The organism is Ottowia cancrivicina, from assembly GCF_029813755.1.
GTDB lineage: Bacteria > Pseudomonadota > Gammaproteobacteria > Burkholderiales > Burkholderiaceae_C > Ottowia > Ottowia massiliensis.
Map to the genome: position 1 here is coordinate 1 of NZ_JARVII010000026.1, position 16,185 is coordinate 16,185.

Annotated in this window: 17 protein-coding genes; 8 read left to right on the plus strand and 9 right to left on the minus strand. The window is 65.5% G+C overall.

Annotation, left to right across the window (positions count from 1 at the left end):
- Positions 1-54: 54 nt before the first annotated feature.
- Positions 55-1,437, minus strand: a complete 1,383-nt coding sequence (purB, locus tag QB898_RS10675; RefSeq protein WP_279524944.1) for an adenylosuccinate lyase — start codon at positions 1,435-1,437, stop codon at positions 55-57.
- Positions 1,438-1,818: 381 nt separating this feature from the next.
- Here purB and QB898_RS10680 point away from each other — a divergent pair, with 381 nt between their 5' ends.
- From QB898_RS10680 to QB898_RS10710, 7 genes are all read left to right on the plus strand, one after another.
- Positions 1,819-2,136: a hypothetical protein gene (locus QB898_RS10680; RefSeq protein WP_279524945.1), complete on the plus strand. Its 318-nt coding sequence runs from the start codon at positions 1,819-1,821 to the stop codon at positions 2,134-2,136.
- Positions 2,120-2,950 (plus strand): ABC transporter ATP-binding protein, encoded by an 831-nt coding sequence (locus tag QB898_RS10685; protein WP_279524946.1) that lies wholly within the window; start codon positions 2,120-2,122, stop codon positions 2,948-2,950. Before QB898_RS10680 ends, QB898_RS10685 begins: the two co-directional genes overlap by 17 nt.
- On the plus strand, positions 2,947-3,729 hold the full coding sequence (mlaE, locus tag QB898_RS10690) for a lipid asymmetry maintenance ABC transporter permease subunit MlaE (protein WP_050714931.1): 783 nt from the start codon (positions 2,947-2,949) through the stop codon (positions 3,727-3,729). The genes QB898_RS10685 and mlaE overlap by 4 nt, the downstream gene beginning before the upstream one ends.
- Positions 3,730-3,749: 20 nt before the next feature.
- Complete coding sequence (gene mlaD, locus QB898_RS10695) at positions 3,750-4,220, plus strand: outer membrane lipid asymmetry maintenance protein MlaD (RefSeq protein ID WP_050714930.1); 471 nt, start codon at positions 3,750-3,752, stop codon at positions 4,218-4,220.
- A 7-nt stretch (positions 4,221-4,227) separates the two neighbouring features.
- A complete protein-coding gene (locus QB898_RS10700; protein ID WP_279524947.1) occupies positions 4,228-5,034 on the plus strand; it encodes an MlaA family lipoprotein in 807 nt (268 codons plus the stop codon).
- 506 nt (positions 5,035-5,540) lie between these two features.
- Complete coding sequence (locus tag QB898_RS10705; RefSeq protein ID WP_279524948.1) at positions 5,541-6,209, plus strand: MlaC/ttg2D family ABC transporter substrate-binding protein; 669 nt, start codon at positions 5,541-5,543, stop codon at positions 6,207-6,209.
- Positions 6,210-6,217: 8 nt separating this feature from the next.
- The gene (locus QB898_RS10710; protein ID WP_050716395.1) at positions 6,218-6,493 is read left to right on the plus strand and encodes an STAS domain-containing protein; all 276 of its coding nucleotides are present in this window, start codon (positions 6,218-6,220) and stop codon (positions 6,491-6,493) included.
- A gap of 90 nt (positions 6,494-6,583) precedes the next feature.
- Here QB898_RS10710 and QB898_RS10715 read toward each other — a convergent pair whose 3' ends face one another.
- From QB898_RS10715 to QB898_RS10740, 6 genes are all read right to left on the minus strand, one after another.
- Positions 6,584-7,663, minus strand: a complete 1,080-nt coding sequence (locus QB898_RS10715; protein ID WP_279524949.1) for an SGNH/GDSL hydrolase family protein — start codon at positions 7,661-7,663, stop codon at positions 6,584-6,586.
- Positions 7,664-7,670: 7 nt separating this feature from the next.
- The gene (locus QB898_RS10720; RefSeq protein WP_279524950.1) at positions 7,671-9,113 is read right to left on the minus strand and encodes an MBOAT family O-acyltransferase; all 1,443 of its coding nucleotides are present in this window, start codon (positions 9,111-9,113) and stop codon (positions 7,671-7,673) included.
- 208 nt (positions 9,114-9,321) lie between these two features.
- Positions 9,322-10,347: an NYN domain-containing protein gene (locus tag QB898_RS10725; protein ID WP_279524951.1), complete on the minus strand. Its 1,026-nt coding sequence runs from the start codon at positions 10,345-10,347 to the stop codon at positions 9,322-9,324.
- Entirely contained in the window at positions 10,344-10,919 is a 576-nt protein-coding gene (locus QB898_RS10730; protein WP_279524952.1) for a cob(I)yrinic acid a,c-diamide adenosyltransferase, read from the minus strand. Before QB898_RS10730 ends, QB898_RS10725 begins: the two co-directional genes overlap by 4 nt.
- 29 nt (positions 10,920-10,948) lie before the next feature.
- Positions 10,949-11,401, minus strand: a complete 453-nt coding sequence (gene aroQ, locus QB898_RS10735; protein WP_279524953.1) for a type II 3-dehydroquinate dehydratase — start codon at positions 11,399-11,401, stop codon at positions 10,949-10,951.
- A 36-nt stretch (positions 11,402-11,437) separates the two neighbouring features.
- The gene (locus tag QB898_RS10740; protein ID WP_279524954.1) at positions 11,438-12,010 is read right to left on the minus strand and encodes an adenine phosphoribosyltransferase; all 573 of its coding nucleotides are present in this window, start codon (positions 12,008-12,010) and stop codon (positions 11,438-11,440) included.
- Between the two features lie 126 nt (positions 12,011-12,136).
- Between QB898_RS10740 and ruvB the strand changes: the two genes are divergently transcribed.
- Positions 12,137-13,198: a Holliday junction branch migration DNA helicase RuvB gene (gene ruvB, locus QB898_RS10745; protein ID WP_050714922.1), complete on the plus strand. Its 1,062-nt coding sequence runs from the start codon at positions 12,137-12,139 to the stop codon at positions 13,196-13,198.
- A 308-nt stretch (positions 13,199-13,506) separates the two neighbouring features.
- Here the strand turns inward: ruvB and mnmE are convergent, their stop codons facing one another.
- Both mnmE and QB898_RS10755 read right to left on the minus strand, forming a co-directional pair.
- On the minus strand, positions 13,507-14,907 hold the full coding sequence (mnmE, locus tag QB898_RS10750; RefSeq protein ID WP_279524955.1) for a tRNA uridine-5-carboxymethylaminomethyl(34) synthesis GTPase MnmE: 1,401 nt from the start codon (positions 14,905-14,907) through the stop codon (positions 13,507-13,509).
- A 235-nt stretch (positions 14,908-15,142) separates the two neighbouring features.
- A complete protein-coding gene (locus QB898_RS10755) occupies positions 15,143-16,042 on the minus strand; it encodes a CsgG/HfaB family protein (RefSeq protein ID WP_279524956.1) in 900 nt (299 codons plus the stop codon).
- Between the last annotated feature and the right edge of the window lie 143 nt (positions 16,043-16,185).

The window sequence follows — 16,185 nt, forward strand, 5'->3', positions numbered from 1 at the left end:
CTGGCCAGCCAGAGCCGCGCGCCCATGACGGCTGCGGTCTGCGCGGCGGCGCGTTCAGATGCGCCGCGCCAGCTCGGCGGCCTTGCCGGTGTAGCGGGCGGGGGTGAGGGCGAGCAGGCGCGCTTTTTCGGCGGCGGGAATGGCCAGTTCGTTGATGAGTGCGTGCAGCGCTTCGCGCGTGACGTGCTGGCCGCGCGTGGCGGCCTTGAGCTTTTCATACGCGCCGGGCACGCCAAAGCGGCGCATCACGGTCTGGATGGGTTCGGCCAGCACTTCCCAGGCGGCGTCCAGATCGGCCTCCAGCGCGGGGGCGTTCAGCTCCAGCTTGTTCAGGCCCGCAAGCAGCGACTGGCAGGCCAGCACGGCGTAGCCCAGCGCCACGCCCATGTTGCGCAGCACGGTGGAATCGGTCAGATCGCGCTGCCAGCGGCTGATGGGCAGCTTTTCGGCCAGGTGGCGCAGCAGCGCGTTGGCCAGGCCCAGGTTGCCTTCGGCGTTTTCAAAGTCGATGGGATTGACTTTGTGCGGCATGGTGCTGGAGCCAATTTCGCCCGCCTTGAGCTTTTGCTTGAAGTAGCCCAGGCTGATGTAGCCCCAGATGTCGCGGCAGGCGTCGATCAGGATGGTGTTGGCGCGCGCCACGGCGTCGAACAGCTCGGCCATGTAGTCGTGCGGCTCGATCTGGATGCTGTAGGGCTGAAACGCCAGGCCCAGGCCTTGCGGGGCGGGCTGCTCGATCACGCGGCGGCTGAAGGCTTCCCAGTCGAAATCAGGCCAGGCGGCCAGGTGCGCGTTGTAGTTGCCCACGGCCCCATTCATCTTGGCCAGCAGCCGCACGCCGGCCACGCGTTCGCGCGCAGAGGCCAAGCGGGCGGCGATGTTCGCCAGCTCCTTGCCCACGGTGGTGGGGCTGGCCGTTTGCCCGTGCGTGCGGCTGAGCATGGGCTGCGCCGCGTGCTCATGCGCCAGATCGCGCAGGCGCGCCAGCACGGCATCCAGCCCTTGCAGCCAGATGTCGCGCCCGGCCTGCAATTGCAGCGCGTGGCTGGTGTTGTTGATGTCTTCGCTGGTGCAGGCAAAGTGAACGAATTCGGCCGCCGCCAGCAGCGCGGGGCGGCCCGCGAAGCGGCTTTTGATCCAGTATTCGACGGCTTTGACGTCGTGGTTGGTTTCTTTTTCCTTGTCTTTGATGGCTTGCGCGTCGGCTTCGCTGAAGTTGCGCACGAGCGCCAGCAAAAAGGCGCGGTCGTCAGCGGGCAGCGGCGTGAATTCGGCAAAGCCCGCGTCCGAGAGGGCGATGAACCACGTCAGCTCCACTTGCACGCGGCGCTGCATGTAGCCAAATTCGCTCATCACGGGCCGCAGCGCGGCCAGTTTGGCGGCGTAGCGGCCATCCAGCGGAGAAAGGGCGGTGAGGGAAGAAAGGGCGTTTTGCATGGGGCGCGGATTGTAGGAGCCGCCCTCTGAAAACAAGGCCAGGCAAAAACCGCCCCGGAAACCGCCCAGACCGGGACGGTGCAAAAAAAGGAGAAAAGAGAAAAGGCTGCCAGGCGACCCGGAGCGAAAGGAGGAGGGAGGAGGAAATGCCACTCCGGGTTTGCAGCGCCCCTCGGAGGAAACGCCGTGCGGGCCTGGCAGCTTGAAAAGCGAAGCAAAAGCGTGAAGCAAAAATGCGAAGCAAAAGTGCAATGGGCCTGGCTCAGGGCTTGTCCACGCCATCCAGACTCGCGAGTATCGGCCCAAAAAGCGGCGCGGGCGTGAGAAAGAGTAAACGGCTCAATGCTTTATGCAGAAGGCAATTTGCAGCCTGGCGTTTATATGAGCGCCATTCATATTCACGCAAAAATGCCATCCGGCCCGGCTGCTTTTGCCGGTTTATTCGGCATGAAGGCATTTATGCAAACGCCTGCCGCAAGCGCTTCAATGCCTCGAAAAGCCGCTCTTTTTGGCAGCAGGCGCCCAAGGGAAAATCTCGTATCATGCCCGGCCTTGATTTTTTGGGGCCGGCTGGCCGCTGCTTTCGCCCGCAGGCTTTCTGGCTCTTTGCCAGGCGGCATTTCTCATGCCTTGCGCGGAATGCCTTTTTCGCCCTTTCCCTGTCTCTCGCCTTCACCTGCCCATGCCAGAAACCTCTGAAACGCCCCAGGCCGCCAGCGGCGCGCTGGTGGAGCTGCGCGATGTGGTGTTCGGTTATGGCCAGCGCGTGGTGCTGGATGGCGTGTCGCTGACCGTGCCGCGCGGCAAGGTGACGGCGCTCATGGGCGCTTCCGGCGGCGGCAAGACGACGGTGCTGCGCCTGATTGGCGGGCAGCAGCGCGCGCAGTCGGGCCAGGTGCTGTTTGACGGGCGCGATGTGGGCGGCATGGGCCAGGCGCGGCTTTACGCCACGCGGCGGCGCATGGGCATGCTGTTTCAGTTCGGGGCGCTGTTCACGGATTTGTCGGTGTTTGAAAACGTGGCCTTCCCCTTGCGCGAGCACACTGATTTGCCGCCCGCGCTGATTCGCGACATCGTGCTGATGAAGCTGGATGCCGTGGGCCTGCGCGGCGCGCGCGATTTGATGCCTGCCGAAATTTCCGGCGGCATGGCGCGGCGCGTGGCGCTGGCGCGCGCCATTGCGCTGGACCCGGAGCTGGTGATGTATGACGAGCCGTTTGCCGGACTGGACCCGATTTCGCTGGGCACGGCAGCGCGCCTGATTCGCCAGCTCAATGACGCGCTGGGCATCACCAGCCTCGTCGTCTCGCACGATGTGGACGAAACCTTCCGCATTGCCGACCGCGTGCTCATCCTGGCCAATGGCCGCGTGGCTGCCGAAGGCACGCCCGATGAAGTGCGCGGCAGCGCCGATCCGCTGGTGCGCCAGTTCATCCGCGCCGAGCCTGATGGCCCTGTGCATTTTCACTACCCCGGCCCCAGCGCCGAGCAAGACTACGGAGCGCTGGCATGAAGGGGCTGCATCCCGCCCGCGTGGGCTACGCCGCGCGCCGCCTGCTGGCCGATCTGGGCCGTGCGGCGCGCCTGTTTTGGCGGCTGCTGGCGCTGGCCGGGCCGGCGCTGCGGCGCTTCGCGCTGGTGCGCGACCAGATTCACTTTCTGGGCAACCACTCGCTGGCCATCATCGCCGTCTCGGGTCTGTTCGTGGGCTTTGTGCTGGCGCTTCAGGGCTACAACATCCTCCAGCGCTACGGCTCGGCAGAGGCCGTGGGGCTGATGGTGGCGCTGTCGCTTGTGCGCGAACTGGGGCCGGTGGTGACGGCGCTGCTGTTCGCCGGGCGCGCGGGCACCTCGCTCACGGCGGAAATCGGGTTGATGAAGGCGGGCGAGCAGCTTTCGGCGATGGAGATGATGGCCATTGACCCCGTGCGCCGCATCCTCGCGCCGCGCTTTTGGGCGGGCGTCATCGTCATGCCGCTGCTGGCGGCCGTGTTCAATGCCGTCGGCATTCTGGGCGGCTGGGTGGTGAGCGTGCCCATGATTGGCGTGGACCCCGGCATGTTCTGGAGCCAGATGCAAGGCGGCGTGAGCGTGTGGGCGGACTTGGGCAACGGCATCGTCAAAAGCGTGGTATTCGGCGTGACCGTCACCTTCGTGGCCCTGCTGCAAGGCTACGCCGCCCGCCCCACGGCCGAAGGCGTGGCCCGCGCCACCACGCGCACCGTCGTCATGGCCTCGCTGCTGGTGCTGGGGCTGGACTTCGTGCTCACCGCATTCATGTTCAGTCTTTGAGAAAAAAGGAAAAACGCCTCATGGAGCGCTCCAAAAACGATGTCTGGGTGGGCCTGTTCGTGCTCATCGGCGCGGCCGCCCTCGTCTTTCTGGCCCTGCAATCGGCCAATTTGCTGAGCCTGAACTGGCAGCCCACCTACCGCGTCACCGCGCTGTTTGACAACATCGGCGGCCTCAAACCCAAGGCCGCCGTGCGCAGCGCGGGCGTGCTCGTGGGCCGCGTGGCCGACATCCGCTTTGACGACCAGCGCTTTCAGGCGCAAGTCACGCTGGAGATGGACACGCGCTACCACTTTCCCAAAGACAGCTCGCTGAAAGTGCTCACCAGCGGCCTGCTGGGCGAGCAATACATCGGCGTGGAAGCGGGCGCTTCGGAAGAAAACCTGGCAGCGGGCGACGTGGTCAAGTCCACCCAAAGCGCCGTCGTGCTTGAAAACGTCATCAGCCAGTTCCTCTACAACAGCGCCGCCGACGGCGGCGACAAAAAGTAAAACGCCCATGAAGACCCACGCCCGCACCCTGTGCAAGCTGGCCGCAGCCAGCGTGGCCCTGGCCTTGTCGGCCTGCGCCAGCGCCCCCGGCGGCAACCCGCACGATCCCTGGGAAAACTACAACCGCTCCATGACGCGCTTTAACACCGCTGTGGACGATGCCGTCATGCGCCCCGTGGCCACGGCCTACCAGAAGGCCATGCCGCAGCCCGTGCGCACCGGGGTTGGCAACTTCTTCGACAACCTCTCCGACGTCTGGTCCTTCGTCAATAACGTGCTGCAAGCCAAGCCGGAGCGGGCGCTGCACTCCTTCTGGCGCGTCATCGTCAATACCACCATCGGCTTGGGCGGCGTGCTCGACCCCGCCAGCGAAATGCGCATCCGCCGCTACCGCGAAGACTTCGGACAGACCCTGGCCTGGTGGGGCGTGCCGCCCGGCCCCTACTTCGTGGTGCCGCTGCTTGGCCCCTCCACCCTGCGCGACGCGCTCAGCATGCCCGCCGACTACTACGGCAACCCGCGCGCCCACGTCCACAGCATCCGCTTGCGCAACAGCCTGGCTGCGCTGAGCTTCGTGGATGCGCGCTCGCGCCTGCTCGGCGTGGAAGACGTACTCAGCGGCGCATCCATTGACGACTACGCCTTCACCCGCGACGCCTGGCTGCAAAAGCGCCGCAACGACGTGTACGACGGCAACCCGCCCGCCGAACCGGGCCAGGATGACGGCTACCCCGACTACGACAACCCTGACGCTGCCCCCGCAGCCCAGCCCGATGCCGCCCCAGCCAGCCAGGCGGATGGCGGCGCGCCGTAAACCGGCTGCTGGATGGAGCCGCCCCAAACCACCCTGTCCGCGCCTGCAAGAGGCCAGCGAAAAGACGGCAGAAAGCGGCAGATTTCGCTCCTTAATCCGTAGCATTAGGTCCTAGAAGAGCTTGCGCAACCACTGTTTTTTGCCTGCCTGAATTTGCTCCTTTTTTGATAGGCCCCCGCACCTTCGTATCCCTTGCCAGAGAACCTGCTTGCAGCCTGCTCGCAGGCGCAAAAGTGCGGAGAGCCGGGCGGTCTTGGGCCATGCCGCCCGTCCCGATTCGCCGCCCCTTGCGGCCGACGGCAAACAAGCGTTGCGCCCGCGTCCGTCTGCGATCCGGATGGCTGTTCTGAAGCCATGACGCCCGCGCGGCTCCTGGCGGCTGCCGGCCACTTCTTTTGCAGACACTTTGTAACCGGCTGCGCCAGCGCGCGCCGCCAATCTGCATTCCAATACGCCCCCTGCCCGCCGCCCTTCTGGCGGCGCACCATGAAACGAAGGGAACCCTCATGCAAAACACCCCGCTCTCCGCCCTGCCGCGCCGCGCCCTGCTGCTGGGCGCGCCAGCCCTGGCCGCCGCGCTGGCGCTGGGCCTGCCCGCCACCGCCCGCGCCGCTGGCGAAACGCCGGATGCCTGGATTGGCCGCCTCTCGCAGGAAGTGCTGCAAACCATCAAGGCCGACAAGGCCATGCAGGCAGGCGACATAGACCGTCTCATGCAGCTGGTGGACGAAAAAATCATGCCCAACATCAATTTCCGCCGCATGACGGCTTCTGCCGTCGGCCCCGGCTGGCGGCAGGCCAGCGAGGCGCAGCGCAAGCGGCTGGAGCAGGAATTCAAGATGCTGCTGGTGCGCACCTATGCGGGCGCGCTCAAGAAGGTGAAGGACCAGACCTTCGACATCCGCCCCATGCCCTCCAAGGCTGCGGGAGACGACGAAATCACCGTGCGCACCCTGATCCAAAGCAGCGGCGGCAGCGAGCCAGTGCAGCTGGACTACCGCCTTGAAAAGGCCCCCGGCAGCAGCTCCGGCTGGAAGATTTACGACCTCAACATCATGGGCGTATGGCTCATCGCCAACTACCGGCCCCAGTTCTCGCAGCAGGTCAATCAAAGCGGCATCGACGGCCTGATCGCCTCGCTCGTCGAGCGCAACAAGAGCAACGCCGCCAAGTGAGCGCTGACATGCTGGTGCTGCCCGCCGAACTCACCCACAAGCAGGCCGCCGCCTGCCTTGTGATGCTGCGCCAGGCCACCCACACCGCTGGCGAGCAGACCGTGGTGGCCGACGCTTCAGCCCTCACGCAGTTTGACTCTTCAGCCCTGGCCGTGCTGCTCGAATGCCGCCGCAGCTGCCTGCTGGAAGGCAAGCGCTTCGCCGTCCACGGCATGCCCGCCCGCCTGGCCGAGCTGGCCCGCCTGTACGGCGTGGCCGCCCTGTTGCCGCCCGCCGCCGCCTGAGAACCTGTTCAAAATCTGTCTTCGCGAGAGGTTTTGAACAGGCTCAGAGCCGCGCATTGCTCTTGTTTTGATAGTGGCCAGCGCCCGTATTCAAAGGGCTGGAGCCGGATTGGGCGGCATGGCAGGGGGGCGGGCCGCCGCCTCTGCGCTGGTTTTTGCGTCTGCTTTGGGCGCGGCGGCGGGCGCGTATTCGATGAACTGGCGCACGTGGCTGGCCAGTCGCCTCTGGCCGGGCAGGGCCAGGTGGATGCCGTCGGCGTGGCGCACGCGGGTGAGCTTGCCTTCCAGGCGGATGCTGTCGGCGTAGCTTGGCGTGCCGTCGCCCAGCAGCTCTTCGGTGGGCAGCCAGAGCGCGGCGGCGTCCAGGTTTTGCGCCAGCACGGCGTTCAGACGGCGGATGCGCTGTCCGTAGTCATTGGCGCGCATCAGCGGCAGGCCAATCCAGATGACGGACGCGCCCGCCTGGCGCGCGACGCGGGTGATGCGCAAGGCGCGCGCGGCGTAGGCTTCATCCCACTCGGGCGTGCCAAAGCGTTTGCGGCTGCGGCTTTCAAAAAAATCCCAAGGGTCGTTCGCGCCCAGAAACACGACGACCAGGCGCGTGTCCGGGTGCTGGCGCAGGGCCGCTTCCACCGCCTGCGGCCAGTTGAAGTAGGCGGCGTTGGTCAGGCCCGTGCTGTGGCGGCTCAGGTTGATGGAGCGGATGCCGCCTTCGCGCAGCAGCGTCCGCTGGAGCAAAGGGGCGATGCTTTGCATCATGGAGTCGCCCACGAACAGCACTTTGTCTGCCGCAGCCAGGCGTATGACGGGCGGCGCGGCGTTTTCTTGCGGCGCATCAGGTGTCTGAGGCGCTTCAGGCGCGGGCGGCACGGGCGGCAATTCAGGGATGCCGGGCGCTTCGGGCGCGCTGGCGGCGGCCAGACCCGCCGCCACGGCTTGTTCCATAGAAGCGGGGCCGTCATGCCAGGCTTGCAGGCGGGCGCGCAGGGCCGCTGCGCTGCGCCACTGCGGCCAGGCGTTCAGGCGCTCCAGCGGGCTGCGCTGATGCCAGGTTTGCAGCCACCAGGCGTTGAATGAGTCTTGCCCGAACCACAGCGTGAGCGCGCCAGTGAGCGCCAGCGCCGCAAACAGCCCTGCCGCGCCCACGCGCCGGCCCGCGTGCGCGTTCATCGCCCCTTCAGAACCCCGCATAAATGAACCCCGGCACACCCGGCGGCGCCACGATGATGAGCAAGCCCATGAGCGCACTGGCAGGCAGCGCCCACGCCAGCACGGGCAGGCGCTGCATCAGCGCCACGCAGGCGGCAAAGGCGGCGGCCAGCGGGCGGCACAGCAGCCAGGCGGCGGCCAGCAGCGCCAGCCAGGCCAGCGCGCGCGGCGGCGGCAGCGTGGCCCAGGGCGTATCGGGCGCGGCCAGCGCCTGCCACACGGCGGCCAGGCTTTCCGCATCGGTCACGCGAAACACCACGAAGGCCAGGCACACGAAATGCGCCGTGGCCAGCCGCCCCGCAAAGCGCCCCGCCGCCGTGCCCGCCAGCGCGTTGCGCCGCCCGGTGAGCGCATCGCCCGCATTCAGCAGCGCCAGGCCCGCGCCGTGCGCCAGCCCCCAGAGCAAAAAATTCCAGCCTTGCCCGTGCCACGCACCCGACAGCCCCAGCGCCAGCAGCAAATTCAGCTGCGTGCGCGCAAAACCGTGGCGGCTGCCGCCCAGCGGGATATAGATGTAATCGCGTATCCAGGTGGAAAGGCTGATATGCCAGCGGTTCCAGAATTCGCGCAAATTGTGCGCCGCCAGCGGCTGCATGAAATTGAGCGGAATATGAAAACCCAGTAGCATGGCCAGGCCAATCACCAAATCGGAATAACCCGAAAAATCAAAAAAAAGCTGCGCCGTATAGCCGTAAATAGCCGTCAATACCGTCAGCGGCGCGTGCTGCATGGGATTGTCAAAAACCGGATCCACCAATTGTTCGGCCAGCGCGCCGGCCAGAAACCATTTTTTGGTAATGCCCAGCAAAATCAGGCACACCGCCAGCGCCGGGTTCAGCAGGCGGCGCGGCCGCCGCGTCTGAATCTGAATGGCCGCGCCCGCGTGCAGCCCCTCCACGCTTTTTTGCAGCCCCGCGCGGAAAATGGGGCCGCTGGTCACCGTGGGGAAAAAGCCCAGGTGCAAAACCAGTTCATGCCATTTCAGCGCCAGACTGGCCGGGCGCTGGCGCAGCCAGTCCAGATACGCAATGGCCTGAAATGAATACCACGAAAGCCCCAGCGGAAAAATCAGCGCCGCCACCGGCTCTTGCAAAGGCGCGGGAAAATGGGCCGCGAAAAAATCGTGGTATTTGAAAAAACCCAGATTGGCCGCAATCAGGGCCGCGCCCGCGCCCAGCCAGCGCTTTTTTGCCTTTTCATGGCGGGATTGGGCAATGCCGCGCGCCACGCCGAAAACGCCCGTGGCAAAAACCAGTAGCGCCGCCGCGAAATACGGATTGGCCAGCCACAGCATGAACAGGCTGGCCGCCAGCAGCAGCGCGTTTTGCGCCCCCGGCCACGGGCGCAGCGCCCAGTAGGCCGGAAACAGCAGCATGAAAAACGCCGCGAACTCGATGGACAGCAGGCTCATGCCGCGCAGACGCCTGACGCCAGCGGCCAGCCGCTGGCGGGTCCGGCTGGGAGGCTTATTTCGCTACGGTATCCATAGCATGATGTCCTAGTGGAAAGTGCGCAAAATCCACTTTCATCCCCCTTGAATTCGCTCCTGTTTCTGATGCTTCCGGACGCGGACTGGCAGGGGCCGGGCGCATGGGCGGGGCGGCGCGGCACGGGGCGGTTCATTGGCCTTGTGGCGCGCTGGCGCGGCCTGCGGCTTGTGCCAAGCGCATGCGCTGGCCCTGAATTTCAAGACCATGCACGGTTTTGAACGAATCAGGCCAATCCTTGAAGCCGTAATCCAGATAAGACCAGCGCGATCCAATGAATTGGCCCGCCGCTTCCATATCCATCCAGCCTTGCGCGTCCTGGAGTTTCGGAGCGGCTGTGTTGAGCAGCTTGATCAATTCGCCATATGGAATTTTGCGGCAATACATCTGATATAAGCCGTCATGGCGAAATTGCAGGCCGCCCAAGGCTTTCAGCATGCCCGAGAGCTTGGCGTAGCCATAATTGCGGGGGTCAAAATCAGGCTGAGTCTGGACCAGGTATTGGCCAATTTGCCCCACGTGCGCCCAGCCTGTGGCTTCATCCGTATTTTGTTTGATGGCCGTGTAAAGCAGCGTGCGCAATGCGCCCTCTATGGGTTTTCGCATATTCGCAGCTGGTGGCGGATTATTTGCCGCAGCGGATGACGAAAGAGATGAATCAGGCTTTTCCGCCTTGCCGGATTCGGGTTTTGCCATGCCGTTTTCCGCTTCGTTTTGAAGGTTTTCAAGGTAAATGAAACGGTCGCAGGCGTTGCGAAAAGCTTCGGGCGTTTTTTTATTGCCGAATCCATATGCGACGAGTCCATTGGCGCGTATTCTGGCGGCCAGGGGCGTGAAATCGCTGTCGCTGGAAACCAGGCAGAAACCATCAAAAGCGCCGCTGTAGAGCAAGTCCATCGCGTCGATGATCAGTTTCATGTCCGTCGCGTCCTTGCCTTTGGTATAGGCGAACTGCTGCATGGGCATGACGGCGTGCCTTAGCAGGATTTCCTTGCTCCAGCCTTGCGGCGTCGGCCGGCTCCAGTCGCCGTAGATGCGCTTGACGCTGGCGATGCCGTATTTGGCGATTTCCGCGAACAGCCCGGCTGCGGCGGCGGCCGATGCGTTGTCGGCGTCGATCAGGACGGCCAGCTTGTGGGGCGCGGCGGGCGGGTTCATGCGCCGCTTCGCTCCAGCCGCTCGCTTTTCCAGTACACGTCGTCGCCCGCGCTGCCGTCGGGGCGGTGGCGGTTGAGCACGCGGGCGAGCACGAACATCAGGTCAGAGAGGCGGTTGAGGTACTGGCGCGGGGCGGGGCGCAGGTTTTCGGCTTCGCAGACGGCCACGACGGCGCGTTCGGCGCGGCGCGCCACGGTGCGGCACACGTGCGATTGCGCGGCGGCGCGCGTGCCGGCGGGTAGGATGAATTCCTGAAGGCGCGGCAGCGCGGCGTTGTAGCGCTCAAGGGCGGCGTCCAGCTGCGCCAGCGCGTCGTCCTTGAGCAGCTCAAAGCCCGGAATGGAGATTTCGCCGCCCAGGTTGAAGAGCTGGTGCTGGATGTCGATGAGCAGCTCGCGCACGTCGGCGGGCAGGTCTTCGCACAGCAGCAGGCCGATGTGGCTGTTGAGTTCGTCCACATCGCCCATGGCGTGCGGGCGCAGGCTGTTTTTGGACACGCGGGTGTTGTTGCCCAGGCCGGTGGTGCCGTCGTCGCCGGTGCGGGTGGCGATCTGGGTGAGGCGTTTGCCCATGGCTTGTCTCCTTTCAGGTTGCGGGATGGTCAGCGTGGATGCCGGGCACAGGGGCTGAAGGCGGCCGCCGCGCGCAGCGCCAGCAGGTACGAGTCCGCGCCGAAGCCGCAGATTTGCCCGCGCGCGACGTGGGCAATGTGCGAGTGGTGCCGGAACGGCTCGCGGGCGTGAATGTTGGACAGGTGCACTTCCACCACGGGGCAGCGCAGGATGGCCAGCGCGTCGCTGATGGCCACGCTGGTGTGCGACCACGCGCCGGCGTTGATGAGCACGGCGTCCACGCCTTCGCGGTGCGCCTGGTGGATGCGCTCGCACATCTGGCCTTCGTGGTTGGTTTGAAAGCAGGTCAGCCGCACGCCCAGCTCGTCAGCCAGGCGCTGCATGGCGGCGTCAATATCGGCCAGCGTGACCGTGCCGTAGTGGGCCGGGTCGCGCTGGCCGAGCATGTTCAGATTGATGCCGTGCAAGGCGAGGATGTGCATGGTGCGGTCTCCAAAAAAAGCAGGGAAGGGCGCCTTTCAGTGCCCGTCAAATTCCACCAGCGTGAACAGCGGCAGGCCGCTTTCGCGCAGGCGCGCGGAGCCGCCCAGCTCCGGCAAATCGACGATGGCCGCGCCTTCGGTGACTTCGGCGCCCAGGCGCTCCAGCAGGCGGCGGCCCGCCATCATGGTGCCGCCGGTGGCAATCAGGTCGTCAATCAGCAGCACGCGGTCGCCTGGCTTGACGGCATCGGCGTGCAGCTCCACCGTGGCGCTGCCGTATTCCAGCTCGTAGGTTTCTTCCACCGTGGTGAAGGGCAGCTTGCCCTTTTTGCGGATGGGCACAAAGCCCACGTTCAGCTCGTAGGCCACCACGCTGCCCAGGATGAAGCCGCGCGCGTCCAGCCCCGCCACCACGTCCGGCCGCAGGGCGGGCGTCATGTAGCGGTGCACGAAGGCGTCAATCAGCACGCGGAAAACGCGCGGGTTTTGCAGCAGCGGCGTGATGTCGCGAAACTGCACGCCCGGCGCGGGCCAGTCGGGCACGGTGCGGATGTGGCTGCGCAGGTATTCCGTGATGGCGGCGGGCGGCGAGGCAGAGGCGGAAAGCATGGCGGCTGTTTCAAAGTGTGTGGAACGCTTTATTTTGCGCTGTGCGAACGCGGTTTTCCGCTTGCGGCCAGACTTTCGCGGCGGCGCGCCGGCAGGCCTGCCCCCGCAGGCATACTTGCGCGCCTCATGAGCATTCATACAGACGATTTCGCCCCGGCCGCTGGCGCCGCGCGGCGCGTGGTTTCAGCCGCGCCCGCCTCGCCCAACGAAGAAGCGCTGGAGCGCGCCTTGCGCCCGAAGCTGCTGGACGAATACGTGGGCCAGGCCAAGGCGCGCGAGCAGCTTGAAATCTTCATCGGCGCGGCCCGCAAGCGCCAGGAAGCGCTCGATCACGTGCTGCTTTTTGGCCCGCCCGGGCTGGGCAAAACCACGCTCAGCCACATCATCGCGCACGAGCTGGGCGTGCAACTGCGCCAAACCAGCGGGCCGGTGCTGGAAAAGCCCAAAGACCTGGCAGCGCTGCTCACCAACCTGGAGCGCAACGATGTGCTTTTCATCGACGAAATTCACCGCTTAAGCCCCGTGGTGGAAGAAATCCTCTACCCCGCGCTGGAGGACTACCAGATCGACATCATGATTGGCGAAGGGCCGGCCGCGCGCAGCATCAAGCTCGACTTGCAGCCCTTCACCCTGGTGGGCGCCACCACGCGCGCGGGCATGCTCACCAACCCCTTGCGCGACCGCTTCGGCATCGTGGCGCGGCTGGAGTTCTACACGCCTGACGAGCTGGCGCGCATCGTCACGCGCTCGGCGGCGCTGCTGAATGTGCCGGCCGACGCCGACGGCGCCATGGAAATCGCCCGCCGCAGCCGGGGCACGCCGCGCATTGCCAACCGCCTGCTGCGCCGCGTGCGCGACTATGCCGACGTGAAAGGGCAGGGCCGCATCACGCAAGAAATGGCCCGCCGGGCGCTGGCCATGCTCGACGTGGACCCGCAAGGCTTTGACCTGATGGACCGCAAGCTGCTGGAAGCCGTGATTCACCGCTTTGACGGCGGCCCCGTGGGCCTGGACAACGTGGCCGCCGCCATTGGCGAAGAGCCGGGCACCATTGAAGATGTGATTGAGCCTTATCTCATCCAGCAGGGCTATTTGCAACGCACCCCGCGCGGACGCGTGGCCACACAAGCCGCCTGGCGGCATTTGGGGCTGGCCGCGCCGCAGCGCGAAGGCGGCGGGCTGTTTTGAAAAACAGGCTGATCAGCAGAGCTTGGGCTTTCCCGATCCTGGATGCCAGCCGAATGCACCATGACGGGCAAACGCCAGCGGCTTGACAGCCTGTGATCTGCACGCCAAAGATGGCCTCCATCATTTGCCGGACGCTACGCTGTCAGCAATGCCCGCTCTTGCTCATCACGGCCATGTGTCCGGCCAACATCTGTCGCAGCTCATCTGTCATGTCACTTTGGGCATGACTGGAATTTGATGCAAGAAAAGAGCGATAACGGCTTTTCGCGGCCCGTTTTCGGCGGCAGGCGGGTTGATCAGCAGCCGCCCTACTTGCCAATGCAAAAGCGCGAGAAGATGACGCCCAGCAAGTCGTCGGGCGTGAATTCGCCGGTGATCTCGCCCAGCGCCTGCTGGGTCAGGCGCAGTTCTTCGGCCAGCAGGTCGATGGCGGGCGGGCTGGCGTGCAGCCAGTTGTGCGCGGCTTGCAGGCATTGCTCCGTGCGGCGCAGGGCGGCCAGGTGGCGTTCGCGGGCGATGATGGGGCTTTCGCCCGCCGTGGTCTGCCAGCCGGCCGTGCGCAGCAGGCGCTGGCGCAAGGCGTCCAGCCCCTGGCCGGTGCGGGCCGAGATCAGCAGGGCGTCTGGCGGCAGGGCGGGCGTTTCTTGCGGGGGCAGGGCGTCGGCTTTGTTCCAGATGTGAATCAGGGGCGCGGCGGGCGCGTCAGCGGCGATGCGCTCGGCGATGCGTGCGTCTTCGGCTGCGTGGGCGGCATCGGCCTGGCGCGTGGCGTCGTGCAGCAGCAGCACGGCGTCGGCTTGGCCGATGTGTTGCCAGGCGCGGGCGATGCCGATGCGCTCGGCTTCGTCGCTGCTGTCGCGCAGGCCTGCTGTGTCGAGCACGTGCAGGGGCACGCCTTCGATTTGGATGGTTTGCTGGACGATGTCGCGCGTGGTGCCGGCTTGCGCGGTGACGATGGCCAGTTCCGCCCCGGCCAGGGCGTTGAGCAGGGAGCTTTTGCCGGCGTTGGGCTGTCCGGCAATGACGACTTTGATGCCTTCGCGCAGCAGCGCGCCTTGTTGGGCGCTGGCGAGCACATCATGAAGTTGTTGGCGCAGGGCGGCGAGTTGGCCGCTGGCGCCGGCCTGGGTGAGAAAGTCGATTTCTTCTTCGGGGAAGTCCAGCGTGGCTTCGGTGAGCATGCGCAGCTGGATCAGCCCTTGCAGCAGGGTTTGGATGCGCGCGGAGAAGGCGCCTGCCAGTGAGCGGCTGGCGCTGCGGGCGGCGGCGGCGGTGCTGGCGTCGATCAGGTCGGCCACGGCTTCGGCTTGCGCCAGGTCGAGCTTGCCGTTCAGAAAGGCGCGTTCGGTGAATTCGCCGGGCCGCGCCAGCCGCAGGCCGGGCAGCAGCTTTTCACCCGCTTGCAGGCAGCGCGCCAGCAGCAGTTGCAGCACAACGGGGCCGCCATGGGCTTGCAGCTCCAGAACGTCTTCGCCGGTGTAGGAGTGCGGCGCGGGGAAAAAGAGCGCCAGTCCGTGGTCGATGGGGCTGCCGTCTGCGTCCAGAAACGGCAGGTAGGTGGCTTGCCGCGCTTGCAGCGTTCGCCCGCACAGCGCTTGCGCCAGCGGCATCAGGCGCGGCCCCGAAACGCGCACGATGCCCACGGCGCCGCGCCCGGGCGCGGTGGCAATGGCGGCAATGGGATCGTCAGGGGTGGATAGCGCGGTCACGGCAAGATGAGGAGGAAACGAAACGGCCCCGCATGATAGGAGGAGAGAGCAGGCGCAAAAGCAGGTATGCCAGCTTGTTTTTTCAATACCCAATTGGCTTTGGGTCTTGGTGCAGGCTGGACAGGCTGCTATGTTTTTTGCGGCTTGAACACACCTGATTGCAGCAAGCCAGACAAAAACGGCTGCCGCCGCTGGTGTGCGGGGCAGCCGTTCAGGGCTTTTGATGCCTTGCGGTTTATCTGGAGCGCCTGGTTTTGCCGCGCTTGGGGGCGGTTTGCGGGGTGTAGGTTTGCGAGGGCGCAGCGGCGCCATCCACCGTCAGGCGGCCGCCGCCGCCCAGGCCCTGGCCTTGCACGGACTGGGCCTTGTAGCTGCGCAGGGCGCGAACCATTTGGTTGTAGGCATCCATGAAAGCAGCGGTGATGACCTTGCCTTGCGGAGTGCGCTGGTAGCCGCCGAGGCCCGCGCCTGCGCTGCCGCCAAAGAGCGCGCCAAAGCCGCCAAAGTCCATTTTGGAAGCGCTGCCTTCGGAGGCGGCTATTTGCACGCCGGAGCGGTTGTCCACCAGGGTGAGCATGGTAGACGCCTGGCGGGTTTTCGTGCCTGCCGCCAAGGCGCCCGCGACGGCGCCTGCGTTGCCGAAGAGGCCGCCAATGCTTGCCAGCGCACCGCCTGTGTTGTCTTCGCTGAAGATGATTTCAGGCGAGAGGCCGTAGTCGGAAGCGACCATCTGGCCACGGCCAAAGTTGCTGCCCTGGCGCATTTCGCCCGATTGCATCAGCTCGCGCTCGCGGCTCATGGCGCGCATGCCAGCAGCGCCGCGCTCCACCACGACGAAGCAGTTGGATTGCTGGATCAGCAGGCGCAGCAGGTTGGAAGTGGGGGGCAGTTTGTACTCGTTGCGCAAGATGGTGTACCAGCCTGCGTCCTGGTTTTCCACCAGCGAGATGGTGCCCAGGGGAGAGCTGCATTTTTCAAGCTCGGAGCTTTCGCCAGCAGTGGCTGCGCCTGCTGCGCTGCCGGTGGCAACGGTCTTGGCATCTTGCGAACCCATTTTCATGTCGGTGCTGACGCAGCCCGTCAGCAGCATGAGCGAGCCAGCCGCAGCAGCCAGGGCCAGTTTTCGGGTGAACATTGATATTGACTCCATCAAAAGTGAGAGAAAACAGCCGCCTTGCGAGCGCACATGGACGCTGCCGCTGGCGGGGTGTTACTGAAAAATAAAAAAAGCACGCAATGTGCGGGCCTTTGTATGTGTTTGCATGCAAACGCTTGCAA